The sequence below is a fragment of the Bacillus sp. AFS029637 genome (assembly GCF_002584985.1).
Classification (GTDB): Bacteria; Bacillota; Bacilli; order Bacillales; family Bacillaceae_G; genus Bacillus_A.
The window spans coordinates 84,937-110,631 of sequence record NZ_NUPZ01000054.1; the positions used below are offsets into that span (position 1 = coordinate 84,937).

The following is a 25,695-nucleotide window of genomic DNA, read 5'->3' on the forward strand; positions in this document are numbered from 1 at the left end:
ATCATTTACATGACCATCTCCATTATTTTAACTTGTATGCTCCTATCATGTCTACGTCATAATTTTCACAAAGTCTTCTAGAAATTTTTTATAATGTAATGACCAACCGATTCGCACCCAATTCTTTAATGCTTTTGAGTCAGGCTGAGGCCGGAAATCAGCAATACTTTCTCCTTTTGCAATACCAACTGTATCTACATCGACACGGCGATACACATAATCTAAAAGGGATGGATTCGCCGCAACCATCATCGTAACAACATCATGTACCGGACTACCTGTTATTTTTGGATTTATCTTTTTATAAGCTTTATAATAATACGTAAATATCGGTTCGATTAATTTATTAAAACTCGTTTTAGAGTGTTTCGTAATATACTTTACCATTTCTGGTGTAATAATTGCTTCGGATGTAACATTAAGAGGTACTAATGTCACATTTTTAGCATGTTGCATGACTAATTGCGATGCAATCGGATCACCATGAAAATTCGCCTCTGCGACTGGTGTAACATTGCCTGGCATTAAGAACGCACCGCCCATTATATAATATTCTTTCACATACTTCATCATCGGCTTTTCTAAAATAAAAGCTGTCGCTAGTGTCGTTGACCTTCCTGCATCAACAATAATCAATTCTCCTTTATACTGCTCAAGAATATCGAAAAATGCACAAAAAGGTTTTATATTTGGTGAAAAAGCTTTTGGAGGTTTAATAGGTCCTAAGCCATCTGCACCATGAATTTCCGGATAAAACGTCACAAAATCCCCAGACAAAGGAATTTTCGCACCGTTAATAACTGGTATATCTTCACGTCCTGCCATTTGCAATAAATACGCCGCATTACTCGTTGCTTTTTCTTGTGTTACATTCCCGTACCCTGTTACAACACCAACAATATCAATATCAGGATGCATGATTCCATACATAATGGCTAAAGAGTCATCAATTCCTGGGTCTCCTAAAAATAATACTTTTTTCATCGACCTCAACTCCATCCACTCAATTGTTATTAATTTATGAATACCCATACGTATACAGAATAAAAAAGAACAAATTCATACGAAAAAACGCAACCCTATACGGGCTGCGTTCTCCATTTTATCTAGATTTTTTTATTCATAGTAACCATACTGCCAATGATGTAAGCAATACATGCAAAGCAGATTGGGAAGACAACTGTATGTATACCGAACGGATTTGGATAGAAAAGATGAATACACATATATGAGCCTACCCCAACTACAATGGAAGCGAGTGCTCCAGTTGCATTCCCTTTTTTCCAATATAACCCTAACACAATCGGCCAAATAAAAGCCGCTTCTAATCCACCGAATGAAAATAAATTTAACCATATTAAGAAATCTGGTGGCTTAATCGCTGCTGCATAAACGAGCAGCCCTACAATACCAGTAATCCACAGACTTCCTTTTTTTATCGTACTGTCTGCTGCATCTTTATTTATGTAATTTACATATATATCTTTAATAATCGATGAACTTACAAGTAACAATAACGAGTTTACTGTAGACATAATTGCTGCCATTGGTGCAGCTAAGAAAACTCCAGCTAACCAAGGTGGCAATACTTCCATTGCTAATAGCGGCATTACTTTATCTGGTACTGTTATACCCGGAAGTACTACTCGTGCAAACACACCTGTTAAATGCATACCAATCATAATTGTACCAACGACAATCGTCCCAATTATGAGCGCTTGATGCATCGCTTTTGAATTTTTATACGACATTGCACGCACGCTAATTTGCGGTAAACCAACGACGCCAATTCCAATTAAAATCCAATACGATGTAACATATGATTTCGTTAAACTACCATCTGCTCCGAATGGTGTAATTAAATTCGGATTAATTTGAACGAGTTCGTGCATAATCTTTTCAATTCCACCACCGGCGATGACAGTCGCAATTAAAATGATTGTCGTTCCAACCAGCATAATGATACCTAATATCGTATCTGATAACGCGACTGCACGAAATCCACCAATTAATACGTACACAAGTACAGAAAAAGTAAATAAAAATAGCGCTGTTGTATACGATAAACCCGTTAGCGACTCAATTAATCGTCCACCGCCAACCCACTGAGCTACTGTTGCTGAAAATAAAAAGATAATAATACATAACGCTGAAAGAATCACGACTGCTTTATTATTGTATCTTCCTTTTAAATAATCGATCAAAGTAATTGCTTCCATCTTCCTAGCGATAATTGCAAACTTTTTACCAATAACCGTTAATACGATATATCCGGTGACAACTTGAATCGCTGATAATAGTACCCATCCAAGCCCCATATTGTATGCTATACCAGGCCCACCAATGAAGCTACTCGCACTACCGTACGTAGCAATCATTGTCATTGCTAATAATAAACCGCCAAGCTCACGCCCACCAAGAAAATATTCTTGTAAAAATTTATTTTGTGCCGTTGTTTGTACACGCCTTGAAGCATATACACCAATTAAAAATACAACGATAAATGAAATTATCATTGGAATGATTACATACCAATTCATCTATTATTCCTCACTTTTTTCTTCCTCATCGAGTGAAATATCTTGAAATACAAAACGAACAACTAAACTAAGCAAAATAACCATAACGATAAATCCAACAATACAGCTATAAAAAAACCATGCTGGAAAACCGAATACGTATGTATATTCACTTGGATCTTTACTACCAAGCCCATAAGCAAATCCGTACCATATTATAAAATTAATAATAGCCAGTCCAAGACCAATTAACGCTTCTCTATGGGCAATTCGAAAACGTGGATCATCATGATAATCCTTCATTTTTCTCCCTCCTCTCACGATGTATTATTGTACCATTGTTCTTCTAGTTTTTCCTACTAGAAAGCAAAAACAAGCAGGATTTTTTATAATTACATAGAAGATTTTCTTACATTACATATTTTTTACAATTGTAACACAAATGAAATTTGAATTTTCAGTATTTATTAATTATGATTTGAATTAGAGGCTTTTCATCTAGTTCCCACATCCTTGATTTCGGAATAAACGCCGTCTCGTACTGCGTTTACATTATATTTTCAAGGGGGTTATACAATGAGTCAACTAGCTGTAAATCTTCATGAAAAGGTAGAAAAGTTTCTTCAAGGCACGAAAAAGTTATATGTGAATGGATCTTTCATTGAAAGCGCTTCCGGAAAAACATTTAAAACACCTAACCCAGCAACTGGCGAAACACTTGCCGTCGTTTCTGAAGCTGGTCGCGAAGATATTCATAAAGCTGTAGTTGCGGCTCGCATGGCTTTTGACGAAGGTCCTTGGTCTCGCATGAGTACCGCTGAACGAAGCCGCCTTATGTACAAGCTTGCCGATTTAATGGAAGAACATAAAGAAGAGCTTGCACAGCTCGAAACGTTAGATAACGGAAAACCAATCCGTGAAACAATGGCAGCAGACATACCACTTGCAATTGAACATATGCGCTATTATGCTGGCTGGGCTACGAAAATCGTTGGTCAAACAATTCCTGTCTCCGGTGATTACTTTAACTATACACGCCATGAAGCTGTCGGTGTTGTCGGTCAAATTATTCCTTGGAACTTCCCACTTCTTATGGCAATGTGGAAAATGGGAGCAGCACTTGCTACAGGATGTACAATCGTTTTAAAACCTGCAGAACAAACTCCACTTTCCGCTCTATACTTAGCTGAATTAATTGAAGAAGCTGGATTCCCGAAAGGTGTTATCAATATCGTTCCTGGATTCGGTGAATCAGCTGGACAAGCTCTCGTTAATCATCCACTCGTTGATAAAATTGCATTTACTGGTTCTACTCCAGTTGGTAAACAAATTATGAGACAAGCATCCGAATCATTAAAACGCGTTACACTTGAATTAGGTGGTAAATCACCAAATATCATCTTGCCAGATGCTGATTTATCTCGCGCGATTCCTGGTGCACTTTCTGGTGTTATGTTTAACCAAGGACAAGTATGCTCTGCTGGATCACGCTTATTTGTTCCAAAGAAAATGTATGATAACGTGATGGCTGATCTCGTCCTCTATTCTAAAAAACTAAATCAAGGTGTCGGTCTTAACCCTGAAACAACAATCGGGCCTCTCGTTTCCGAAGAACAACAAAAACGTGTAATGAGCTATATCGAAAAAGGAATTGAAGAAGGCGCTGAAGTACTTTGCGGAGGAAGTAATCCATTCGATCAAGGTTACTTTGTTTCCCCTACAGTATTCGCTGATGTAAATGATGAAATGACGATTGCAAAAGAAGAAATTTTCGGTCCAGTTATTTCTGCAATACCGTTTAACGATATTGATGAAGTAATTGAACGTGCGAATAAATCACAATTCGGCTTGGCAGCTGGTGTATGGACAGAAAATGTTAAGACAGCACACTATGTTGCAAGTAAAGTACGCGCAGGTACAGTATGGGTAAACTGTTATAACGTCTTTGATGCAGCATCTCCATTTGGAGGATTTAAACAATCTGGTCTTGGCCGTGAAATGGGCTCTTATGCATTAAATAACTATACAGAAGTGAAGAGCGTTTGGTTAAACTTAAATTAAATTGAAAAGAACCTGACCCACTCGGTCAGGTTCTTTTCAATTTGTATTCCTTTAAACTTGCAGCCCTCCGCTCACATTTAATACTTCTCCTGTAATATAGGATGCATATTCTGACGCTAAAAAGGCCGCTGCGTTCGCAATATCATCTGGCGTTCCAATTCTACCAACTGGAATCGCTCCAACCATCTTTTCTTTCACTTTATCTGGTATCGTTTTTGTCATATCTGTATCCATAAACCCTGGACAAATTGCATTACAAGTAATACCGAAACTTCCAACTTCTTTCGCCGCTGTTTTCGTTAAACCTACAACTCCTGCCTTTGTAGCTGCATAATTCGCTTGTCCAATATTCCCATCCCTACTAATAGAAGAAATATTAATAATCCTTCCATATCCTTGCTGTCTCATATAAAGAAGCGCTGGCTGCATACAATAAAAAACACCGCTTAAGTTTACTTGCAGTACTTGTTCCCATGCTGATTTCTCCATTTTATGTAACATAGCATCTCGTGTAATACCTGCGTTGTTCACTAAAATATGTAATTCACCAAATGTTTGAACTGCATATTCAATTAATGTCTTCGCGTCATTTTGATTACTCACATCACAACGATACTGCCTCACTTCATATCCTTCTGCCACTAATTCATTTGTCGTTTCTTGTAACTTTTCTTCATTCACATCACTTATTAATACTTTCGCCCCTAGTTTTCCAAAAACCTTTGCTATTTCTTTTCCTATTCCTTGTGCACCACCTGTTATAACAGCTGTTTTCCCAGTTAAAAACTCCATCCCTATCCCCCATTTCTATTACTTATACTGTATATTTCTGCCCCTTGCTTTCCAAATCCTCTTTGTATAAAAAAGTCTATTTGTGTCAAACTAACTTTGCAACGTCGCATAATGCACAAGGAGATTGTATCGAATGAACAAAAAGAATTTCAAACAGAGCAAAGCTGCTGATGGCATTGATGTCGAGTTCTCTCGAGAACTCGCTGACCACAATGACTTAGAAGCAAACGCACGTGCAAATGCCGCTAATGCACGTCAAAAACGCCAGTCAACAGAAAAATAAGGTAAATCATAACCTTATTCTTTTCAACAGGGACCTACTACCCAACAAAATAAACCGAGAGATATCTCTCGGTTTATTTTCTATATTTTTTTACATAATGCGCAAATGTAAGTAATGGATATATATAGGTATAACTATAATAACGAATATAAAATCCACCCGGCAAACCTGTACCAGTAGGATATTTTTCATTCCTATTAGGATTCGCAAGTAAATATGAAATTCCTTTTCGAATAGCTGGTGTTTCTTTATCATAGTAGGAAATAAGAGCATCTAACGCCCATGCTGTTTGCGATGGTGTACTAAATGGTAAAGTAACAAACCTTTTCTCCAAGCTACTTTGACAAGATTCTCCCCAGCCACCATCTTCATGCTGTATATGTTCAAGCCATAAAGCGGCTCGTTTCAAGGAAGGGTGTGTAGAAGGAATTCCTAGTGACCGTAAACCAGTCATCACCGCCCAAGTGCCATATATATAACAAATACCCCATTTTCCATACCAAGATCCATTTCCCTCCTGTTCATTCATTAACCAATTTACCGCACTTTGTTTTTGTTTCTCAGGCAATTCATTTTGTGCATACGTCCCGAAAAACTCTAACACTCTCCCTGTAATATCTGGTGTAGAAGGATCTGTTATCATATCGCTTGCGTTTTCGATTGGTAAATTTGCTAATAATCGGCTCGTTACCCCTTTTTCAAAAGCGCCCCAGCCACCATCATTATTTTGCAATCCTTTAATCCAATTAACTCCTTTTCCCCAAGCATTATCTACATTTTCGTTCCCCCTACTTCGTGCCAACGCTCTTAACGCAGCCGTTGTATCATCAATATCCGGAACTGTCGTATTCACATCCGAAAAACCCCAACCACCTGGAGTAAGAGCCGGTGCATGTACGCCCCAATCAGCTTTTTTTGTATGCTGTTTTTTTAATACGTACACTGTTGCATTTTGAATCATTTTACTTTCCTTTGAAACATGAGCCTCCTGTAATGCATAGCTAAGTAATGCTGTATCCCAGACAGTTGACGGCGAGTTTTGCAAATGATGCCCTCTTTCCATCTTCCATGTATAAGATGTTATCCCCGTTATTGCCTTTTGAATAATTGGCGATTGAATCGAATGTCCTAATGCAAGTAAAGCATAAATCATATAAAATGAAGCACTTGCGTAACTATATAACGTTCCATTTTCATCGATACGCTCTTTCATAAAACGTTCTACTTCCTCATATCCTTTATGATGTAAAGAAAGCGGATACGATATAATCTTTTTCACATCACTTACTACCGTTTGAAAGACCGGAGATCGATCCTCTCGAAACCACTCTCCACCCCCGCCTTCAATATGACTTAAATTTGGCAATAAATTTTCTCCAACACGAAACCTTTTATTTAAACAAACTATCATCGGAATTAAATGGATACGAGCTGCGCTACTTAATTCAAATATACTAAGGGGGGAATCATTTTGCAGAAACATAATCGGTGTTGGCAAATGAAAGATCGGAGGGTATTTATATGCTCCATGAATCGCTAATAAAAACTTCGTCATAAAGTGAGCACGTGCTACCCCGCCACGCTCCTTTATAAACATTTCCGCTCGCTTCATATTCGCATCTTCTTTTGTATATTTTTTCGAAGCAAGTAACGCAGCATAAGCTTGAATAGTAGCTGATAAATTGCCACCCATTTCATCGTCGTGCAACTTCCATGTCCCTTCATTTGTTTGAAGTGATGCTAATCTTTTCACAAACGGTTCTACCTCTTTATCTCTACCTAGTAATTTTAATAAAAAAATCATATGACAATCTGTTAATGGCGCTCCTTCAAAACAAAACCGCCACGTACCATCTTGCCTTTGCATCGTTTGAAGTGCAGTTGCTCTTCTCACTATTTCTTCATGCACTTTTTCATATAATAACAAGTTACTCACCCGCCTTTTCGAAATCCGTATAACGATATTCAATAAGACAGGTGAATATGTATAAAAACAAAGAAAAGCAGAACATATAGTATGTTCTGCTTATAAGCAATATCCTACTCCGACAATAACCCCTAATAAAGCACCGACTACTACTTCATACGGTGTATGTCCGACAAGTTCATTTAACTTCTTATATTCTGTTTGTCTACCGTGAAAAAATTCATTCAATATTTTCGCTTGTTTACTTACCGCAAGCCTTACTCCTGAAGCGTCATACATAACAATAATGGCAAAAATGGCAGCAATCGCAAACATGGAACTTTCCACACCTTCCACAACTCCAACACCTGTCGCAAGTGCTGTAACAGTTGAAGCATGAGAACTTGGCATGCCGCCTGAAGCAAAAAACTTCGCAAAATCAAACTCACCCGTTTTAAATAATTTAAAGACAACTTTCGTTAACTGTGCTAAAAACCACGAAATTACAGCAGCCATAATCGGATCATTATGTAAAATTGTTTCCACGTTCTCAGCTCCCTACTAGCTATAATGAAAATTCTATATAATATAAGTATAAAGAAAAATGCGTAGAAAATACTACGCATTATGACACTTTTGCTGATTTATTTTTAATAAATTTCGGTTGTTTCTGCACTAAAAACTTTGTTTTTGCTACCGAGAATACAAATAAAGCAACCCATATACAGAAAAACGCCATCATATGAGTAGATGTGAAATGTTCACCAAATACAAATACACCTAAAATTAAACTAATTGTTGGTGCAATATATTGTAAGAAACCTACCATATAAAGTGGAATAAGCTGCGCTCCTTTTGCGAAATAAAAAAGTGGCAATGCTGTAACAATGCCTGCTCCAATTAAAAGTAACGTCGATACCATAGAAATAGAACCAAATGAACCGAAACCATGTGCTCCTGTCATAACGAGATAAAGAATCGCAAATGGCGTCACTAACATCGTTTCCATCGTAAGTCCAATTGTCGCATCATAATTTAACAATTTTTTCGTTAATCCGTATAGTCCAAATGAAAAAGCAAGTGATAAAGAAACCCACGGAATAGATCCGAAACGTACTGTTAAAATGATAACCCCTACCCCAGCTAAACCAACTGCAACATATTGCCAAAAGTTTAACTTTTCCTTTAAAACGACTGTACCAAGTAAAATACTAATAAGTGGATTAATATAATAACCAAGACTTGCTTCAATGACATGATTATGATTTACGGCCCATATGTAAACAAACCAGTTTCCGCTAATCAAAACTGAAGCTATTGTTAATGACATTAATAATTTAGGTCGTTTAAAAAGATTCACAAACTCTCCGATAAACTGGCGAAATCTCCTCGTAACACCTAATACGAGTAACATAAAAACGAACGCCCAAACGATGCGGTGCGCTAATATTTCATCTGCTGGGACTTCCTCAACCCATTTCCAATAAATCGGTAGAATTCCCCACATCGTATAAGCACCAGCCGCATATATGATCCCTTTTTTTTGCTCTGCTGATTGACTCCCCATCTTCCATTTTCTCCTCTTCTCATTTTTCTCCATTATACGGTCCCACATGCTTACTTTACCAATAATCAATCCGCAATTCTTTCGACACTTCTCATACAGCAAAAAATAAACATACTGTTATAACGACAAGTAATGGTATACCGAAAACAAATTTCTTTTTATGTGTTTTATGATGAAACATATACATACCGATCCAAGCACCAACTGCTCCCCCAGCTGCCGCTGATAAAAATAGCGTACTTTCTGGTGTTCTCCACTGTTTCTTCTTCGCTTTTCGTTTATCAAGCCCCATAAGGCTAAAAGCTATAACATTAATAATAATAAAATAAATCCATTTCATCGCTTTCTCTCCCTATGAAAAATTCGCTTAATGGTAACATGAAAAAACGATGGAAACAACTGAAGAACACTTTTTAGCACACTAGTTTAGTTGGTCGATATTAATTCATTACTTTCATATTTACATAACCAATAGAAAGTGCGATTACAGCTATTAAAAAGAAAGATATTATGAGTATATATTTATATTTCTTTTTCATTTCCTTCACCTACTGTAGTCATATCACCAAAAAAACTTCTCTCAATCTCTTTCTCATCAAAATGAAGTACTACAAGTAAACCTACGTATAAAGAAACCAAATTTAAAAACCATTCCCCTTTATCATCCTTCTTAGCTAAACATTTAAATATCTCTTGAAATTGCATACGTTCATCTGCAACAACAACCGGTCGCACCCCAAAATATTTCAATACGAAATGTAAATCAAGTTGCACGGATAATGATAAAATATATTTTAATAGCTCCGTATACGCTGCACTATCTTTTTGGCTATACAACTTCACAAGCTTTTGATGTAACTGAGGAATCGATAATGTTACGTCATTCATTTTTGTTGCTTCTATCGTTTCAATCATCTTTTTCATATCCATCACATTCACCCCTCCTGAAAAAATTCTAAAGCTAAAGGGTATTTACCTCATCATGTGCAATAATTGTGCTTTTCTCGTCTCTCGTTCTTCTTCACTAACTAAGTCATACTTTTTTAAAAGATGAAATATATCATTTAATATTCCCTGTGAATGATTACCTTGCAAAAAAACCTTCAATCCTGCAAAAATCTCTTTAGATAAAAAACTCTTCTGACTTTCAAGCTTATTCATTACATCTTCCATAGAATGATCGATATTACACGCCATACTAAACTTCCCCCTCTATCCTCTATAAATAATATCTTCCGCTAACGATGTAAATACTTCTCCAACAAGAGAATCTTCATCATATACAGATGAACCGTTATTTTCTTCACGTTTTGCAAAAGGTATTTTGGCAATTACTTCTGTTTGCAGTTGTTCTGCGAGCATTTCACCGCCACCTTTTCCGAAGAGGTAATTTTTCGATCCATCTTGCTCTTCAAAATAAGCCATATTTTCCACAATACCTAAAATCTCATGATTCGTATGTTTTGCCATTACACCGACTCTTGAAGCAACGAATGAAGCTACATTATGCGGCGTTGTAACAATTATTTCTTTCGCTTGCGGGATCATTGCTGCAACATCAATGGCAACATCTCCTGTACCAGGTGGTAAATCAAGCAGTAAATAATCTAATTCTCCCCAGTGCGTATTCGCAAGGAAATTTTGAATCCATTTATTTAACATCGGTCCACGCCACATAACTGGGTTATTTCCTTCTGTAAAAAATCCCATCGACATGATTTTAACACCGTGACTAACGACTGGAATTGCTGTTTGATCGATCATCGTTGGTTTTTGATTCGTTTCCATCATAGCTGGAATACTAAAACCATATATATCTGCATCTAATATCCCCACCTTTTTTCCCATGCGAGCTAGTGCAGTTGCAAGATTAATTGTCACCGTTGATTTTCCGACTCCACCTTTTCCGCTCGTTACAGTAATAAACCGTACTCCTGAATCAAGGCGAAGCATGCTCGGCATACCAGTTTCTGTTCTATTATTTTTCTTTAACTTCTCTGTTAAAGCTGCACGTTCTTCTTTTGTCATAGAACCGAATGTTACATCCACTTTAGAGGCACCAATTGCGTGAAGTGATTCTTCAATATCTTGTTGAATTTTTGCTTTTAACGGACAACCTTGGATTGTTAGCACTACTTCAAGTTTAACCTCTGTACCATTCATTTGTATATTTCTAACCATGTTTAATTCTACAATACTTTTGTGTAACTCTGGATCCTCCACATGTTTTAAAGCATTCATAATTTGTTCATGAGTAAGCATAACACTCATCCCTTCTCATATTCTTAATTTTTTATAACATCATGTCCTAATAAAATAATTTATCATATACTACCTTCTTAAACGTATTAACCTCCACTAACAGGCGGAATGAATGCAACTACATCTCCAGCTTGAATCGTCTCTCCATTTGTTACAAACTCCTCATTAATTGCTACCATTACAGCTTCCAAAGATTGTAATTGATAACTTTCTTTCATCCATTCTTTTAATTGCCCAACAGTCATTTCTTGTTTTTCTAACATTACTAGTCGATCTAATCCGACTTCCTCACGCAAATTTGCAAACAGTAAAATTGTAATCATTTCTCATTCTTCTTTCTTTGGTTTTCCTTCTGGATAAGGCGTATTTTCAAGTTGATCTCCAATCCACATCGTTCCATCTTCCCAAAATTCTTTTTTCCAAATTGGAACGATTCTTTTTATACGTTCAATTGCGTACTCATTCGCTTCATAAGCTACTTTCCGATGTGGTGATGAAACGGCAATGACAACTGCAATATCCATTATTTCGAGTCGTCCTACTCTGTGTGTAATTGCTACTTTTGCATCTGGCCACTTTTTATTAATTTCTTCACCAATTTGCGTAAGTTGTTTTACTGCCATCGGTTTATATGCTTCATACTCTAAATGTAACGTTCGTTTTCCTTTTGTTAATTCTCTCACCGTACCAATAAACGTTGTAATCGCACCTGCTTCTCTTCTTGCCACTTTATTCGTTACTTCTTCAACCACAATTGGTATATCTACAATCTCAAATAGAACTTGTCCCATTAGAACCACCTCTCACTTTATAAAATGTCCAAGGCCATTCACTACCCTCGTTATCCTCCAACAAGAGAACGTCTACGAACATACCTTTTTTATAACCTCTCGTTCCACCTGGAAGTACAATAAATATATTTGTCTCCGCTAGAGAAGAAACCGAGTTAGATTTATCAAAACCTGACGGATAAGCGGTTAATTGCCCTTCGTTATATGTCAGTTTCGCTCGTACAAATCTTGTAAATGGATTCGGTTTTAGGAAATCTTCTCCTAACAATGCTTTTTCTCTTTTTAAATGTGCTTTTTCACTAAACATATACGTCCGAATACAAGGTCTTACGAACAATTCAAATCCTACGTAACAAGCAGATGGATTTCCTGATAAACCAAATAATAACTTTCCGTTTAATTGTGCTACAGTCGTTACACTCCCTGGTCGCATTGCAACTTTATTGAAAAGAACAGATGCACCTAACTTTTCATATATAGCTGGTAAATAATCGTAATCCCCTACTGATACACCACCTGTTGTAATGAGCATATCTACTTGGCTTAACGCTTCTTTTACAGCTTTGAAACATGTATGAAAATCATCGCTAAACTTCCCAAAATATTTTACTCTTCCGCCCGCTCTTCGAATTTGAGACAATATCATATACGTATTACTATTTCGGATTTTCCCTGGCTGTAATGAATCATTTACATCCAGTAATTCACTACCGGTCGCTAACAATCCAAGTACAGGCTTTCTCGCCACTGGCACCTTGCTATAGCCGAACGTAGCAAGAAGAGCTGAAATACCTGGATTAATGTATGATCCTTTCTTTGCAAGAACCGTTCCTTTACGAACATCTTCACCTTGAAAAGAAATATTGTCGCCCGTTTTGAATGATCGCTTCACTTCTATATAATTGTTTCCAGCCTCCTCATATTGACGAGTCAGCTCTAACATAACAACCGCATCACACCCATTCGGAATTTGCGCTCCCGTCATAATTCGAACTGCTTGAAACGGACCTACTTCTTCATGAAATAGCGAGCCTGCTCCAATCTCTCCAACTACCTCAAATGCAATTGGTTTTTCATAGCTCGCTAAAGTCGTATCTTCTGCTCTAATAGCAAACCCATCATATGGTGAACGATTGAATGAAGGTACATCATGGTCAGCTACTATATCCTCTGCTAATATACGTCCGTAAGCTAATTCAATAGGTAGTAGCTCCTTTAAGCCATTACTAGCAAATCCCATTACTTTACGCACAGCTTCCTCAACCGTAATTGGCACTCTTCTTTCCATTATCGACAACCCTTTCTATTAACCGAATACGCGATAATATAGTTGTTTCGCTTTCGGAATATCATTTGTACCATGAATGAAAACACGACCATCTTGAAAAATAACGACGCGGTAATCATCTAGTTGGGCAGATAGTAAATAAGGATTTCGATCTACTTTCCCAAGTTTTTTTAATACTTTTTCAATATCATCAAAATTATGCTGTCTATTTTCTACTGGTCTAATTTGAACTGTATTTCTTCCGCACAAAACGGCTACCTTCGTTTGATTTTCATATGATAAATAAGGATAAGTTCGATTCAAACCGCACGATGGACAATCGTCCGTTTTTATTTTTACTAATTTGATACAATGATTTTGATTACTCCATATATCAAACATGAAAAACGTTTTTCTAATTGCTGAAAAATCTTCCACTAAAATTTTGAGTGCTTCTGCCACTTGATATGCTGCAACAATTTGAACTGTCGGACTAATAATCCCAGCCGTGTCACACGTCACACCTGTAACCGGAACATTCTTCAGTACACAATGTAAACACGGCGTCTTTTGCGGAATAATCGTATAACTCATACCGTATGATCCAACGCAAGAACCATAAACCCACGGAATATTATGTTTTTGTGATAAATCATTTATTAGAAATCGAATGTCAAAATTATCTGTTGCATCAATGATTACATCGACATTTTCTAATAGCCCTGCCATGTTTTCTGCACATGCATCCATTACGAAAGCATGTATTTTCACTTCCGAATTAATCTGTTCTAAGCGATTTTTAGCCGCTATTGCTTTCGGAATTTTGTCTCTCACATCTTGTTCAGAATATAGTTGTTGTCTTTGTAAATTACTCCATTCTACGTAATCACGATCAATAATCGTCAACTTCCCAATACCTGCACGTACGAAACTCTCTGCACTTGCACTTCCTAATGCACCCGCTCCTATAATTAACACATGTTTATTTCGAATTTTTTCTTGGCCTTTACTCCCAATCGGTTTGAACAACTGTTGCCGGGAATACCGCTCTTCCATTGCATACCCTTCCTTTCAAGAAATCTATTTCACTTTAGAATGTTGTTTTTGATAACAAGCAAAATATGCAAACCCAACAAACCCAGCTCCTCCAATTACATTCCCAATAAAAACAGGAACAAAGTTCTTAACAAGGTCTATCCACGTTAGATGGCCTGCAAAAATAACTGCTGAGATGACAAACATATTTGCCACTACTTGCTGAAATCCAATTACAACAAACGCCATAATTGGAATCCATATTCCAACTATCTTTCCGACCAAATCACTCGTCCCATAAGCAAGCCAAAGTGCCAGGCAAACGAGCCAATTACAACCAATTGCTAAAATTAAAGTTCTCTCAAATGATTCATGTAACTTTCCTTCCGCTATCGCTATCGTTTTATTTAAATAATCTCCCTCTGTTAATCCACCAAGATGCCCAAAACAATATGCAACGAAAATAGCTCCAACAAAATTCATAAGAGTAACCCAAACCCAGTTATTTAGTACATTTACCAATGTAATTTTCTTTGCATAAAGCGCCATAGACAATGACATCATATTTCCGGTAATTAATTCTCCTCCTGCTAATACTACGAGCATGAGTCCAAAAGGAAAAACCGCGCCTCCTAAAATATTCACCAAACTCCCCCAGCGCTCAGGTAAATTACCTAAAACTCGAATGTTAAGTAAACAGCCAAATGAAATAAACGCGCCTCCTAAAAAACCGAGAATAAGCATTGCTGGCAGCGTCTGACTCACTTTTTGAACACCGGCCTCAATTACGAGTTCAGCAATTTGTTCCGGTTTATGAAATGCCATTACTAATTCCTCCATTTTCTCCACATAAAAAAGCAGCTTCAAAAAACCTATTTAAAATAAAGGTTTTTGAATGCTGCTTAATCTCTCTGCACATTTTTTACAGAAATATCAATCATCACTTTTACTATCAAATAGAAAATCTACAATTCTTGCACACTTTCCATTTTTCACTATTATGTCAGCTTTCTATATTAACCACCGATATGTGACATTTCAATTTTAGGCATAGGTTTTTTGTTACTGTTACTTAAGCGTTCATCTGAATAGCGATCTTCTCGATTATTCCATATATCGCGCACTACATCTGTAATTTCTTCGTCAGTATACCCAAATCGAAGTAATTCTCTCAAATCATTTCCTTTAGAAGCGAACAAACAAGTATACAATTTCCCTTCCGCAGAAATGCGAGCTCTCGTACACGATGAACAGAAAGAATCTGTTACAGATGAAATGATTCCAATCTCCTCATCGCTTCCAATATAACGATAACGAGTAGCAACCTCACCAGCATAATTCGCTTCTATCCGTTCTAATGGCATAATTTTATGAATGGCATCTACTATTTCTTGTTTAGAGACGACCTCTTTTAACTCCCAGCCGTTATAATTTCCAACGTCCATATATTCAATAAAACGAAGAATATGTTTATTTTCTTTAAAATATTGTGCCATCTGCAAAATATCTTGTTCATTTTTTCCCTTTTGCACGACCATATTTATTTTAATTTTCATACCAACTTCAGCCGCAGCCTGTATGCCTTCAAGAACTTTTTGTACTTTGCTTCTATTCCCATTTAAATAGAAAAAACGCTCTTCTTCTAAGGAATCTAAACTAACTGTCACACGTGATAACCCCGCTTTATATAAATCAGGCGCAAATTTTTTAAGTAACGATCCATTTGTTGTTAAACCGATATCCTCCACACCGTCTATTTTATGAAGCCGCTCGATAAGCTCTGGAAGCCCTCTTCGAAGTAACGGTTCCCCTCCTGTGATTCGTAACTTTCTCACGCCTAAAGAAACGAAAATACGGGTTATCCTTTCAATTTCATCAAAAGATAAAATTTTATCATTAGACAAAAACGAGTAATCAGGACCAAATATTTCTTCTGGCATACAATATCGGCACCGAAAATTACAGCGATCAGTAACTGAAATACGTAAATCCTTTAACGGACGTTGCAATTTGTCTAATGTAACTGATTTCATCTTCATTGCCTCACTTTTACTTTTTTATATTTAAAACACGTTCTGGATGCGTATATACATTTAAAGACTGATTACGAATAAACCCTATTGTAGTAATGCCTAACTCTTCTGCTAGCTGCAACGCCAACTCAGTTGGAGCTGATTTTGACAGGATAATTTCACAACCAATCTTTGCAACTTTCAATAATATTTCCGAAGAAATACGACCACTGAAAACAATGATTTTATCCTTTATCGAAATATTATTTTTTAAACAATAACCGTAAATTTTATCTAGTGCATTATGCCTACCAATATCCATTCGACTTAAAATAATACCATTTACATCGCATAAAGCTGCATTATGAACCCCGCCTGTATGACGAAACGTATCCGCAGATTGTTGCATCTCATTCATTAATCGGAAGCAATCTTCCACACCAACCTGTACATGGACACCATTCATTTTCTTTGCGCTTAGTGCATCGTTTGCAAAAACAAATCCTTGTCTACTCATACCACAACACGACGTAATATAACGTTTGTTTTGCATTTGTTCGTAATACGGGTTTACTTTTGTCGTCGTTACATGTACAAATCCTTCTTTTTCCTGTATCCATATGTCATCAATCTCTTCATACTTCCGAATGATTCCTTCAGATGCTAGGAAGCCTATTACCATATCTTCTATATATTCTGGAGTACTAACCATTGTAACAAACTCCTGTCCGTTCATTTTAATCGTGACTGGAAACTCTGTTACAATGCTGTCCTCTGTATGCTTAAATGCCCCTTGTTCATAACGGAAAACTTCTCTTTCTACCTGTATCGGTTTCACGATCAGTACCCTTCCCTCACGTTATATTTTTATCAAAAACAAACACAGAAACTGCGATATCTTCTTCTACTTTCATATCTGAAAATAGATTCACTAATTTCGCTCCTACAAGTTCCTCCAAATGTTCACCTGAATTTGCAGCATACACTTCTTGAATCATTTTCGTTCTAGCCATATGAACCATTTCCGCACCATCCATCGTACTGGAAATAAATTTTTCAGTAGGTGTTAAATTTCCATAAAGAGTTGCAATAGCCATATTTTCAGCAAATACAGTATGAATTCGTTCCGGTCCTTTTCCGAAAAGTTCCTTTCGAAGTTTTCGTATCATATCATTAAATTCATGTACTTTTTTTGACATACAATCATACCCCCAAAAACACTCATTTTACTTTCATATATATTTTACCAAAATGACCCTTTCATCCAAACTATTTTGTACAAACATTTGGACGAAAAGGTTCACTTTTTGAAGCTTATTCGTCTTTTAATCCTTTACCCATACCTTTTAAGAAATGGAGACCAAAACCAATAGCCCGATTAATATCTGGATCTTTCAATACCTTCATAAGATCGAATACCCCTACTTTTTTATTACTTTCTAGATGTTCATTACCTTCTTCCAGTCCTACTAATAAACTAGCTATAAGTTTTTTCGTAAGCTCTGGGTCAAGTTCTGTTAAAGCCCCTGCAGCACCCATCATATTATTAATTAAATTTGTAACAGGTTCACGAGTTACTTGACCGAGGACAATCTTTGCGATTGGTTCTTTCGCTTTCAACATAGAATTTGCTGCTTCTAGCATGCCAATATCATTCAATTCCCCTACTATATTAAACATTTGATTTAGAGCTTCTTCATTACTAGTTAGAAGTTCTTTTAAATCATCTAACTTTTGCTGTTTTATTTCTTCCTCAGTTTGTTCTTGTCTTTGAATCGTTTTAATAGGTGCAGCCATATTCTTTTCTCCTCCCTACTTATCCGTTAAATGCACATACCCTGGACGTGCCCACTTACGATTAACCTCAATACCTGCTTGAGGATGACGCTTTTTATTTCGTGGGTTCGCTTTTGGCATCGGATTTTCGCCATCAACTTCTAACACTTCCATACGTACTTTCGTTTGTTTATACGCAGGTGTATTCGTACGCGTATCAACAGCAGGACCAGTTAAGAAATTGATTGCCGATTCATTATCTGTAGAGTTCATTGGTAAATATAACTCGTTCGCTTTTACACGGTCTGTTACGAGTGCACGTAATTTTAATGCTCCAAAAGGAGAGACAAGACGAACTAATGAACCTGTTTTCACTCCACGTTCTTTTGCAAGTTCTGGAGAAACTTCAACGAAAACACCAGGTACTTTCGTTTGAATACCTGTTGATTTATTTGTCATATTCCCTTCATGGAAATGTTCAAGCATACGACCGTTATTAATGTGAAGATCGAACTCAGCTGGAAACTCAGCTGGACGTACCCAGTCAGCAATAGCAAAACGAGCTTTTTTATCTGGGAAGTTAAATCCATCTTGGAACAGAAGCGGTGTATTCGTGCCCTCAAAACTTCCCCAATGGAAACTATTCCATCCTTCCAGTACTTCATAGCTTGCTTGTGAAAATAGTGGTGATAAACTTGCCATTTCAGCAAAGATTTCACTTGGGTGGCTATAATTCCAGTTTGCACCTAATTTATTCGCAACCTCCTGCACGATCCACCAGTCTGGCTTCGCATCTCCAAGCGTAGGAAGAACTTGATATAGTCTTTGTACACGGCGCTCCGTATTTGTGAAAGTACCTTCTTTCTCAAGAGATGGCGCTGCGGGCAATACAACATCTGCATATTGAGCAGTTTTAGAAAGGAAAATATCTTGCACAACGAAGAAATCAAGGCTTGATAACACTTCATGTACATGGTTCGCATTAGAGTCTACAAGAGCCATATCCTCTCCGACAAGATACATAGCTTTCATTTTTCCTTCGTCAATTGCGCGAAGCATTTCAATATTATTAAGGCCCGGTTCACTATTAATTTTCACTCCGTAAGCCATTTCAAATTTCGCACGTTCCATATCGTTAGTAACGTGCTGATATCCTGGAAGCCATCCTGGTAAAGTACCCATATCGCAAGCACCTTGTACGTTATTATGACCTCGAAGTGGGTATGCACCTGCTCCTGAACGACGATAGTTCCCTGTTGCAAGAAGTAAGTTTGAAATCGCAGCGGAAGTATCAGAACCGCCTGTATTTTGCGTTACACCCATACCCCAAAGGATACATGTACCATCTGCGTCACGAATCATTTCAGCCATTTGAATAAGTGTTTCTTTTGAAATGCCTGTCACTTCTTCTGCATATTCAAGCGTATATTCTTTCAAACTCTCTTTGAAATCTTCAAAGAAGTTTACGTTCTCATCAATGAATTGTTGATCGTGCCAACCTTGTTCAATCATATATTTCGTAACAGCCATTAGCCACACTTGGTCTGTTCCTTGTTTTGGACTAACAAAGACGTCTGAACGCTCTGCCATTTCTGTTTTACGAAGATCAGCCACAATTAACTTTTGTCCGTGTAATTTATGCGCACGTTTAATACGTGTAGCTAAAACAGGATGACCTTCTGTCGGATTACAACCTACAATAATAACAAGACCAGATTGTGCAATATCTTTAATCGTTCCTGCATCACCACCCATACCAATTGTACGGAATAATCCGTCCGTCGCTGGTGATTGACAATAACGTGAACAGTTATCAATATTGTTCGTTTCAAATACTTGTCGAGCTAATTTTTGAATAACATAATTGTCTTCATTTGTAATTTTAGATGAAGAAATAAAGCCGATAGCGTCTTTACCGTGCTCTTCTTTAATGGATCCTAATTTACTTGCAACTACATTCAATGCTTCTTCCCATGTAGATTCAACAAACGTTCCATTTTTACGAATTAAAGGTTTCGTAATTCGTTCTTTAGAATTTACGAAATCCCAACCGAATTTCCCTTTTACACAAGTGGAAATGGCGTTAACTGGCGCATCTGAAGATGGCTGTACTTTAAGGATTTTACGCCCTTTCGTCCACACTTCAAATGAACAACCAACGCCACAAAATGTACATACTGTTTTCGTTTTCTTCGTACGAGTATCACGCATGGCCGCTTCCACTTCTGATACCGCAAAAATACCACTATATCCAGGCTCAACTTCTTTAATAAGATCAACCATCGGTTCAAGAATGTCTGGCTTTAATCCCGTCATAAATCCAGCTTCACCGAGCATTGTTTTCTCCATTAAAGCGTTACATGGACAAATGGTTACACATTGACCACAGCTCACGCATGAAGAATCATTAATATTTACTCCTTCATCCCAAATAACTCGCGGACGTTCCGCTTCCCAATCTATTGATAACGTTTCATTTACTTGTAAGTTTTGACATACCTCAACACATTGACCACATGCGATACATTGATTTGGGTCATAACGATAAAACGGATGCGTCATATCCACTTCACTTACATCTACTTTTGGCTCGTAAGGATATTTTTGATGTTCAATCTCCATTAACTCTGCTGTATTATGCAATTTACAGTTCCCATTGTTGTTGTCACATACCGTACAGTATAATAAATGATTTTCTAATAACCGATCCATCGCCTCTGTTTGCGCTTCTTTCGCACGACCAGAAGCCAGTTCAATATTCATACCGTCCGTGACCACCGCCGAACAAGAACGCATTAATTTTCCGTCAACTTCTACAATACAAGTGTCACATGTTTGAATAGGATCTACTTCTGGCACGTAACAAATTTGCGGATGTTCAATCCCATTTCCATTAATAACACTCAATATTGTTGAACCGGGCTCCGCTGTATACTTTTTTCCGTCAATTGTAATATGAACCATGTTGTTATTCATGGTCTTTCCCCCTTTTTGAGAATAAAAAAAACTCCACCACGAAAATATACGCACCACATTTTGGGCACGCTATCATCATGGTGGAGTAGTTTATTAGCAAATCTTGCTAAAATACCAATCCATTTATTCATAAATAAAACGATAGATTCATAACAGGTCATATCACGATTCCATCTTTAACACTATGATTATAGCGTTAAAACTAAAAATATACAATATAAAATTTAAATTACGCATATGTCCGCATGGAACTATCCATAATAACCCATATAAAGTGAAACTTTAATCAGCGGGGGTTCGTTCATCCCCCACTGATTATTAGCCTTCACCAATCGGACTTTTATGGGCAGCACGCCCACCTAACTTCTTTGCTTTCGCTGAATTTTGAGGTGGGGTCTTACTGCCTACAAATAGTGGGATAATACATAACAAGGGGTAAGCAAACAAATGGGGTCTTATAACAAATGGATACGTGGAGAAAAATCTTTTTCCGCACAAGAGCAAGCTAATCATACATTAAGTAAACCTATTTCTTCTTCTCTTCCACTTAATCTAAAGCACTTGTCCAAATTGTTTAGCGGTATTCCAGAATTAATTACACGCACTTTCCCGTTAAAAAACGGACAAGAAGCTGCACTTATATATATGGAAGGACTTGTAGATAAAACTGTTATTAACGTAGACATTCTTCGTCCTCTCTTATTTAAAGAATGGAATGAGGACGATTTTTGGGAATCCTCTGTTTCTATTGGAAATATTACAAAGGTTCAACAGTGGACAGACATTGAACAGTCCATTTTACATGGCAAAAGCATTTTATTTATAAATGGGCAAGCATCCGCTTTAAAGCTTGATACGCAAGCGGCGCCAAAAAGGAGTATTGAAGAACCTACAACAGAGAGCTCCATAAAAAGCTCTCATGAAGGATTTAATGAAGTAGCAAGCGACAGTCTCGCTCTTATTCGTCGATATATTCCAAATCGAGAATTGAAAGTGAAAGAATTCACTGTTGGCGAACGAGCAACTTCAAAAGTTTTTTTGCTTTATCTAGCAGATGTCGCGAACGAAGATGTCGTACAAGAAATGGCATCCCGTATCGAGTCAATAAAAGTAGATGCCATTATTACTACCGGTGAATTAGAGGGGTTTGTTGAAGATAACTCCTATACTCTCTTTCCACAATTATCAATAACTGAACGCCCTGACACAACGGCCCATCACATTCTGGATGGACGAATTGCTGTTGTTGTAGATCGCTCACCAGGCGTATTAATTGGTCCTATGACTTTTTCATCTTTTTTTCAGACGATAGATGATTATAGTTTTAGACCAATGATCCCATCTTTTATACGACTCCTTCGTTTCACCGGATTATTTATTGCAATTTTTGCTCCCGCTCTTTATATTGCTATGATTTCTTTTCATTATGAAGTCATTCCACTGAAGTTATTATTAACAATTGGAGAATCTCGAGCTAAAATCCCTTTCCCTCCTATACTTGAAGCACTACTGATGGAATTAGTACTCGAAATGCTTCGTGAAGCCGCAGTTCGGCTTCCTGGTCCCGTTGGACAAACAATCGGGGTCGTAGGAGGAATTGTAATCGGACAAGCTGCAGTTCAAGCAGGAATAGTAAGTAACGTTATGGTTATCGTCGTATCGATTACTGCGGTTGCTTCTTTCATTATCCCTAACCTGGAGATGTCTGCAGGAATTCGGCTCCTTCGATTCCCAATGATGATGATTGCTTCTTTATTTGGTGTCATTGGCATTATGGTTGGGATGGCAATCATCATTATTCATATTCTTTCTATGGAATCTCTCGGTGTTCCTTATGGTAGTCCTTTTTCTCCGTTATTTGCTTCGGATTTAAAAGATATTCTTGTACGTTTACCATGGAAAATAATGAAGAAACGCCCACTATCCCTTAACTTAAAACAAGACAATCGACAACCGGATATAGAGGAAATGGAGGAAGATAAGTGACAAAGCTTGCAAAGAGGGAGATTAGTTTATTCCAATACATTTTAACGATTAGTGGTGTTCAAGTAGGATTCGGTGTCCTTACACTCCCTCGTGAAGTTGCACAAGGAGCAAATACAGATGGATGGATTTCTATTATTATTGGATGCGCTATCACTACTTTAGTCAGTCTATGCATTGTGAAAATTATGGAAAAGCATCCTGGATATACTTTACTTGATGTGCTGACTCGTTATCTTGGGAAGTGGCTAGGAAAATTCGCTATGCTTCTTTGGATTCTATACGCTATACTTGCTGCGGTCTCCTTAATCTTTTCTCTTTTATATGTCATCCATATTTGGATTTTACCTAGAACTCCAATGTTTTTAATTATGATTTTACTATCTATTCCAATGCTGATGCTCGCATGTAAAGGTGTACTTATTATTAGTCGCTTTGCCGTTTTCACTGTGCTTTTTACCCTCTGGATACCATTACTATTGTTTATTCCTCTTAAAGATGGTCATTGGATATATCTTCTTCCCTTTCTAAAGGAAGGATGGCTACCAGTTGTTACCACAGTGAAATCAACTATCATTGCGTCTCTCGGATTCGAGTTTGCATTTGTCCTTTATCCCTATCTAACTAACAAATCAGCTGCAAAAAAAGGCATCGTTCTCGCAAATATGATTACGTTATTCGTTTACCTACAAGTTACGTTCGTTTCTTTCGTTTATTTTAGCCCAGATGGCATAACTAAGTTTTTATGGCCTACGCTTTCTCTTGTTACACCATTTCACTTTTCATTTCTGGAACGATTTGAAATTATCTTTTTATCATTTTATCTCTTCATTATTTTTGACTCTTGTATTCCTTATATTTTCACTGCTTCAGATGGAATCAATCAATTACGTAACAAACAAGGGAGTTCGTTACCTATTTGGTTTTTATTAATCGGGTGTATTGTCGTTTTATTCTTTTATATCCCTTCCTCTTACCAAATAAATGCGTTGCGGGATTTTTGGGGAACTGCCAGTTATTTTATCGTTTTTCTATTCCCAGTCGTATTTCTCTTATACATGACACTTTATCAGTATTGGAAAAGGAGAAAAATTTAAATGAGATGCTTTATTCATTTCACTATACTTTGCTTTCTCATAACCTTTTTAACAGGCTGTGGAGATCGGCTAGACTTAGAAAAACAATCGATTTCATTAATTTACGGTTTTGACGCAAGAGCGAAAGGAAATTTAATTGTGTACCACGTAAATCCTATTTTTAATGAAGACGTAGAAAAAAAGTACGAAACACATGAAGCGAAAGTACGTACACCTCGAGAAGCAAAAGCAGCTTTTAATAGTTCAAGTGGCGGTTTAGTATCTACAGAAAAGTTACAGCTCATTTTATTTAGCACAAATTTTTTAAAACAAGAAGGTGCTATGCCTTACCTTGATGTTTGGTATCGTGACCCCAAAAACACTGGAAACATGCGCATGGTTGCAGTAAATGGTCCTATTTCTTCTGTTATATATAATAACTTTAAAGATAAGCCCGCTCTTCCTGAGTATTTAACAGATTTAATTAACACGAACAAACTATACAATCGGACTGTTTTTACCACATTCCATGAATTTCACAGACAAACGTTTAATAAAGGGATTACACCTGCAATTTCAGAAATAAAAAAAGGAAAAAAAGACGTAATTGTTACTGGTTCTGCATTATTAACTTCTCGAGGAATCTATAAAATGTCATTAAATCGTTATGAAAGCGCCCTTCTTCTTTTGTTACAAAAGAAAGCTAATACACCTGTTTCTCTTACAATGAAGATTCCTTCTGATTCGGTTGAAAGTAATAGTGCTTTAAAAGATACAGACGGCGGCGATTTCATAACAATAAACGTTCTTACCATCAAACGTATGATTGGGACCGGCTATAACGATAACCATTTCCAATTTAATATTAAAATGAATTTTAATATATCCATAGCTGAGATGACATTCAACATGGATATATATAAAGACCAAAAGAAATTAACTGCACTTATTACAAAACAACTAAATAAAGATTTAAATGAATTAATCCACAAAATTCAAAAACAGCAACTTGATCCATTCGGATTTGGTGATTATGCGAGAGCATTTCAATATAAAGAATGGAAAAAGGTTGAAGATGATTGGCCGAAATCTTTTTCAAAGGCAAGTGTAAAAGTAACACCTACAATTAAAATTTTAGAAAGCGGTATTATTAAATAGTAAAAACACTCTATTTGCTCTTATACGTTCAAAGAGCAAATAGAGTGTTATCATTTCTATTTTGAAGCTTCCTATATAGTCATGCTTCTGTTTCTGTTTCTTCGTTTTCCGCCTGTTCCAACCTTTGTTGCTCTGCGATTTCAGCTGAAATCATCCCATAATAAATTTCCGGATATAATCCAAATATTTGATATACACTTCCTAAAAACGGCATCAGAATCCCTCTTTTCT

At 36.9% G+C, this 25,695-nt stretch carries 27 protein-coding genes; 5 read left to right on the forward strand and 22 right to left on the reverse strand.

Annotated features, from left to right (window positions below):
* Positions 1 to 51: 51 nt before the first annotated feature.
* The 3 genes from COE49_RS25985 to COE49_RS25995 form a co-directional block, all read right to left on the reverse strand.
* Complete coding sequence (locus COE49_RS25985) at positions 52 to 984, reverse strand: nucleoside hydrolase (RefSeq protein ID WP_088229851.1); 933 nt, start codon at positions 982 to 984, stop codon at positions 52 to 54.
* 122 nt (positions 985 to 1,106) lie between these two features.
* The gene (gene panF / locus COE49_RS25990; protein WP_088229852.1) at positions 1,107 to 2,540 is read right to left on the reverse strand and encodes a sodium/pantothenate symporter; all 1,434 of its coding nucleotides are present in this window, start codon (positions 2,538 to 2,540) and stop codon (positions 1,107 to 1,109) included.
* 3 nt (positions 2,541 to 2,543) lie between these two features.
* A complete protein-coding gene (locus COE49_RS25995; protein WP_088229853.1) occupies positions 2,544 to 2,822 on the reverse strand; it encodes a YhdT family protein in 279 nt (92 codons plus the stop codon).
* 273 nt (positions 2,823 to 3,095) lie between these two features.
* Here COE49_RS25995 and dhaS point away from each other — a divergent pair, with 273 nt between their 5' ends.
* Positions 3,096 to 4,580, forward strand: coding sequence for an aldehyde dehydrogenase DhaS (dhaS, locus tag COE49_RS26000; RefSeq protein WP_088229854.1), 1,485 nt, complete (start codon positions 3,096 to 3,098; stop codon positions 4,578 to 4,580).
* A gap of 51 nt (positions 4,581 to 4,631) precedes the next feature.
* On the opposite strand, the gene fabG is transcribed toward dhaS, so the two are convergent.
* The gene (gene fabG / locus COE49_RS26005; RefSeq protein ID WP_088229855.1) at positions 4,632 to 5,372 is read right to left on the reverse strand and encodes a 3-oxoacyl-ACP reductase FabG; all 741 of its coding nucleotides are present in this window, start codon (positions 5,370 to 5,372) and stop codon (positions 4,632 to 4,634) included.
* A 133-nt stretch (positions 5,373 to 5,505) separates the two neighbouring features.
* Here fabG and COE49_RS26010 point away from each other — a divergent pair, with 133 nt between their 5' ends.
* The gene (locus tag COE49_RS26010) at positions 5,506 to 5,655 is read left to right on the forward strand and encodes a YfhD family protein (RefSeq protein WP_140417291.1); all 150 of its coding nucleotides are present in this window, start codon (positions 5,506 to 5,508) and stop codon (positions 5,653 to 5,655) included.
* A gap of 73 nt (positions 5,656 to 5,728) precedes the next feature.
* Here the strand turns inward: COE49_RS26010 and COE49_RS26015 are convergent, their stop codons facing one another.
* The 17 genes from COE49_RS26015 to fdhF all read right to left on the reverse strand — a co-directional run bounded on the left by COE49_RS26015 (position 5,729) and on the right by fdhF (position 21,247).
* Positions 5,729 to 7,582 (reverse strand): terpene cyclase/mutase family protein, encoded by a 1,854-nt coding sequence (locus tag COE49_RS26015; protein ID WP_088229856.1) that lies wholly within the window; start codon positions 7,580 to 7,582, stop codon positions 5,729 to 5,731.
* 99 nt (positions 7,583 to 7,681) lie between these two features.
* A complete protein-coding gene (locus tag COE49_RS26020; protein ID WP_088229857.1) occupies positions 7,682 to 8,107 on the reverse strand; it encodes a divergent PAP2 family protein in 426 nt (141 codons plus the stop codon).
* 79 nt (positions 8,108 to 8,186) lie between these two features.
* Positions 8,187 to 9,128 carry an EamA family transporter RarD gene (gene rarD / locus COE49_RS26025; RefSeq protein ID WP_088229858.1) on the reverse strand — a complete coding sequence of 314 codons (942 nt, stop codon included), beginning with the start codon at positions 9,126 to 9,128 and terminating at the stop codon, positions 8,187 to 8,189.
* A 91-nt stretch (positions 9,129 to 9,219) separates the two neighbouring features.
* The gene (locus COE49_RS26030; RefSeq protein WP_088229859.1) at positions 9,220 to 9,468 is read right to left on the reverse strand and encodes a DUF1294 domain-containing protein; all 249 of its coding nucleotides are present in this window, start codon (positions 9,466 to 9,468) and stop codon (positions 9,220 to 9,222) included.
* 182 nt (positions 9,469 to 9,650) lie between these two features.
* Positions 9,651 to 10,058, reverse strand: coding sequence for a hypothetical protein (locus tag COE49_RS26035; protein WP_088229860.1), 408 nt, complete (start codon positions 10,056 to 10,058; stop codon positions 9,651 to 9,653).
* Between the two features lie 42 nt (positions 10,059 to 10,100).
* Positions 10,101 to 10,325 carry a group-specific protein gene (locus COE49_RS26040; protein WP_088229861.1) on the reverse strand — a complete coding sequence of 75 codons (225 nt, stop codon included), beginning with the start codon at positions 10,323 to 10,325 and terminating at the stop codon, positions 10,101 to 10,103.
* A gap of 15 nt (positions 10,326 to 10,340) precedes the next feature.
* Positions 10,341 to 11,390 carry a P-loop NTPase gene (locus tag COE49_RS26045; protein ID WP_088229862.1) on the reverse strand — a complete coding sequence of 350 codons (1,050 nt, stop codon included), beginning with the start codon at positions 11,388 to 11,390 and terminating at the stop codon, positions 10,341 to 10,343.
* Between the two features lie 86 nt (positions 11,391 to 11,476).
* Positions 11,477 to 11,713 (reverse strand): molybdopterin converting factor subunit 1, encoded by a 237-nt coding sequence (moaD, locus tag COE49_RS26050; protein WP_088229863.1) that lies wholly within the window; start codon positions 11,711 to 11,713, stop codon positions 11,477 to 11,479.
* 3 nt (positions 11,714 to 11,716) lie between these two features.
* A complete protein-coding gene (moaE, locus tag COE49_RS26055; protein ID WP_088229864.1) occupies positions 11,717 to 12,181 on the reverse strand; it encodes a molybdopterin synthase catalytic subunit MoaE in 465 nt (154 codons plus the stop codon).
* Positions 12,162 to 13,469, reverse strand: coding sequence for a molybdopterin molybdotransferase MoeA (locus tag COE49_RS26060; RefSeq protein WP_098252693.1), 1,308 nt, complete (start codon positions 13,467 to 13,469; stop codon positions 12,162 to 12,164). Before COE49_RS26060 ends, moaE begins: the two co-directional genes overlap by 20 nt.
* Positions 13,470 to 13,487: 18 nt before the next feature.
* Entirely contained in the window at positions 13,488 to 14,504 is a 1,017-nt protein-coding gene (locus COE49_RS26065; RefSeq protein WP_088229866.1) for a molybdopterin-synthase adenylyltransferase MoeB, read from the reverse strand.
* A gap of 24 nt (positions 14,505 to 14,528) precedes the next feature.
* Positions 14,529 to 15,308 carry a formate channel gene (locus COE49_RS26070; protein WP_141524761.1) on the reverse strand — a complete coding sequence of 260 codons (780 nt, stop codon included), beginning with the start codon at positions 15,306 to 15,308 and terminating at the stop codon, positions 14,529 to 14,531.
* 191 nt (positions 15,309 to 15,499) lie between these two features.
* A complete protein-coding gene (moaA, locus tag COE49_RS26080) occupies positions 15,500 to 16,516 on the reverse strand; it encodes a GTP 3',8-cyclase MoaA (protein ID WP_098252691.1) in 1,017 nt (338 codons plus the stop codon).
* Between the two features lie 16 nt (positions 16,517 to 16,532).
* The gene (gene fdhD, locus COE49_RS26085) at positions 16,533 to 17,333 is read right to left on the reverse strand and encodes a formate dehydrogenase accessory sulfurtransferase FdhD (protein WP_098946153.1); all 801 of its coding nucleotides are present in this window, start codon (positions 17,331 to 17,333) and stop codon (positions 16,533 to 16,535) included.
* Between the two features lie 16 nt (positions 17,334 to 17,349).
* Positions 17,350 to 17,694, reverse strand: coding sequence for a Na-translocating system protein MpsC family protein (locus tag COE49_RS26090; RefSeq protein ID WP_088229871.1), 345 nt, complete (start codon positions 17,692 to 17,694; stop codon positions 17,350 to 17,352).
* Positions 17,695 to 17,809: 115 nt separating this feature from the next.
* Positions 17,810 to 18,292 (reverse strand): helical membrane plugin domain-containing protein, encoded by a 483-nt coding sequence (locus COE49_RS26095; RefSeq protein ID WP_098841017.1) that lies wholly within the window; start codon positions 18,290 to 18,292, stop codon positions 17,810 to 17,812.
* A gap of 15 nt (positions 18,293 to 18,307) precedes the next feature.
* The gene (gene fdhF / locus COE49_RS26100) at positions 18,308 to 21,247 is read right to left on the reverse strand and encodes a formate dehydrogenase subunit alpha (RefSeq protein WP_098841018.1); all 2,940 of its coding nucleotides are present in this window, start codon (positions 21,245 to 21,247) and stop codon (positions 18,308 to 18,310) included.
* A 447-nt stretch (positions 21,248 to 21,694) separates the two neighbouring features.
* Between fdhF and gerSA the strand changes: the two genes are divergently transcribed.
* The 3 genes from gerSA to COE49_RS26125 are packed head-to-tail and all read left to right on the forward strand — an operon-like array spanning position 21,695 to position 25,464.
* Positions 21,695 to 23,233 (forward strand): spore germination protein GerSA, encoded by a 1,539-nt coding sequence (gene gerSA / locus COE49_RS26115; RefSeq protein ID WP_088229874.1) that lies wholly within the window; start codon positions 21,695 to 21,697, stop codon positions 23,231 to 23,233.
* Complete coding sequence (locus COE49_RS26120; protein ID WP_088229875.1) at positions 23,230 to 24,327, forward strand: endospore germination permease; 1,098 nt, start codon at positions 23,230 to 23,232, stop codon at positions 24,325 to 24,327. The genes gerSA and COE49_RS26120 overlap by 4 nt, the downstream gene beginning before the upstream one ends.
* Positions 24,328 to 25,464, forward strand: a complete 1,137-nt coding sequence (locus tag COE49_RS26125) for a Ger(x)C family spore germination protein (RefSeq protein WP_088229876.1) — start codon at positions 24,328 to 24,330, stop codon at positions 25,462 to 25,464.
* Positions 25,465 to 25,543: 79 nt separating this feature from the next.
* On the opposite strand, the gene COE49_RS26130 is transcribed toward COE49_RS26125, so the two are convergent.
* Positions 25,544 to 25,678 carry a phosphonate ABC transporter permease gene (locus tag COE49_RS26130; protein ID WP_088229877.1) on the reverse strand — a complete coding sequence of 45 codons (135 nt, stop codon included), beginning with the start codon at positions 25,676 to 25,678 and terminating at the stop codon, positions 25,544 to 25,546.
* Positions 25,679 to 25,695: the final 17 nt, after the last annotated feature.

Excerpts from the sequence above, each read along its gene's own strand:
- panF (WP_088229852.1), bottom strand. The coding sequence starts at position 2,540 with ATGAATTGGTATGTAATCATTCCAATGATAATTTCATTTATCGTTGTA.
- fabG (WP_088229855.1), bottom strand. The coding sequence starts at position 5,372 with ATGGAGTTTTTAACTGGGAAAACAGCTGTTATAACAGGTGGTGCACAA.
- COE49_RS26095 (WP_098841017.1), bottom strand. The coding sequence starts at position 18,292 with ATGGCTGCACCTATTAAAACGATTCAAAGACAAGAACAAACTGAGGAA.
- COE49_RS26090 (WP_088229871.1), bottom strand. The coding sequence starts at position 17,694 with ATGTCAAAAAAAGTACATGAATTTAATGATATGATACGAAAACTTCGA.
- COE49_RS26060 (WP_098252693.1), bottom strand. The coding sequence starts at position 13,469 with ATGGAAAGAAGAGTGCCAATTACGGTTGAGGAAGCTGTGCGTAAAGTA.
- gerSA (WP_088229874.1), top strand. The coding sequence starts at position 21,695 with ATGGGGTCTTATAACAAATGGATACGTGGAGAAAAATCTTTTTCCGCA.
- moaA (WP_098252691.1), bottom strand. The coding sequence starts at position 16,516 with ATGAAATCAGTTACATTAGACAAATTGCAACGTCCGTTAAAGGATTTA.
- COE49_RS26065 (WP_088229866.1), bottom strand. The coding sequence starts at position 14,504 with ATGGAAGAGCGGTATTCCCGGCAACAGTTGTTCAAACCGATTGGGAGT.
- COE49_RS26010 (WP_140417291.1), top strand. The coding sequence starts at position 5,506 with ATGAACAAAAAGAATTTCAAACAGAGCAAAGCTGCTGATGGCATTGAT.
- COE49_RS25985 (WP_088229851.1), bottom strand. The coding sequence starts at position 984 with ATGAAAAAAGTATTATTTTTAGGAGACCCAGGAATTGATGACTCTTTA.
- rarD (WP_088229858.1), bottom strand. The coding sequence starts at position 9,128 with ATGGGGAGTCAATCAGCAGAGCAAAAAAAAGGGATCATATATGCGGCT.
- moaD (WP_088229863.1), bottom strand. The coding sequence starts at position 11,713 with ATGATTACAATTTTACTGTTTGCAAATTTGCGTGAGGAAGTCGGATTA.
- moaE (WP_088229864.1), bottom strand. The coding sequence starts at position 12,181 with ATGGGACAAGTTCTATTTGAGATTGTAGATATACCAATTGTGGTTGAA.
- COE49_RS26130 (WP_088229877.1), bottom strand. The coding sequence starts at position 25,678 with ATGCCGTTTTTAGGAAGTGTATATCAAATATTTGGATTATATCCGGAA.
- COE49_RS26035 (WP_088229860.1), bottom strand. The coding sequence starts at position 10,058 with ATGGATATGAAAAAGATGATTGAAACGATAGAAGCAACAAAAATGAAT.
- COE49_RS26070 (WP_141524761.1), bottom strand. The coding sequence starts at position 15,308 with ATGGCATTTCATAAACCGGAACAAATTGCTGAACTCGTAATTGAGGCC.
- COE49_RS26040 (WP_088229861.1), bottom strand. The coding sequence starts at position 10,325 with ATGGCGTGTAATATCGATCATTCTATGGAAGATGTAATGAATAAGCTT.
- COE49_RS26030 (WP_088229859.1), bottom strand. The coding sequence starts at position 9,468 with ATGAAATGGATTTATTTTATTATTATTAATGTTATAGCTTTTAGCCTT.
- COE49_RS25995 (WP_088229853.1), bottom strand. The coding sequence starts at position 2,822 with ATGAAGGATTATCATGATGATCCACGTTTTCGAATTGCCCATAGAGAA.
- COE49_RS26125 (WP_088229876.1), top strand. The coding sequence starts at position 24,328 with ATGAGATGCTTTATTCATTTCACTATACTTTGCTTTCTCATAACCTTT.
- COE49_RS26045 (WP_088229862.1), bottom strand. The coding sequence starts at position 11,390 with ATGCTTACTCATGAACAAATTATGAATGCTTTAAAACATGTGGAGGAT.
- dhaS (WP_088229854.1), top strand. The coding sequence starts at position 3,096 with ATGAGTCAACTAGCTGTAAATCTTCATGAAAAGGTAGAAAAGTTTCTT.
- fdhF (WP_098841018.1), bottom strand. The coding sequence starts at position 21,247 with ATGAATAACAACATGGTTCATATTACAATTGACGGAAAAAAGTATACA.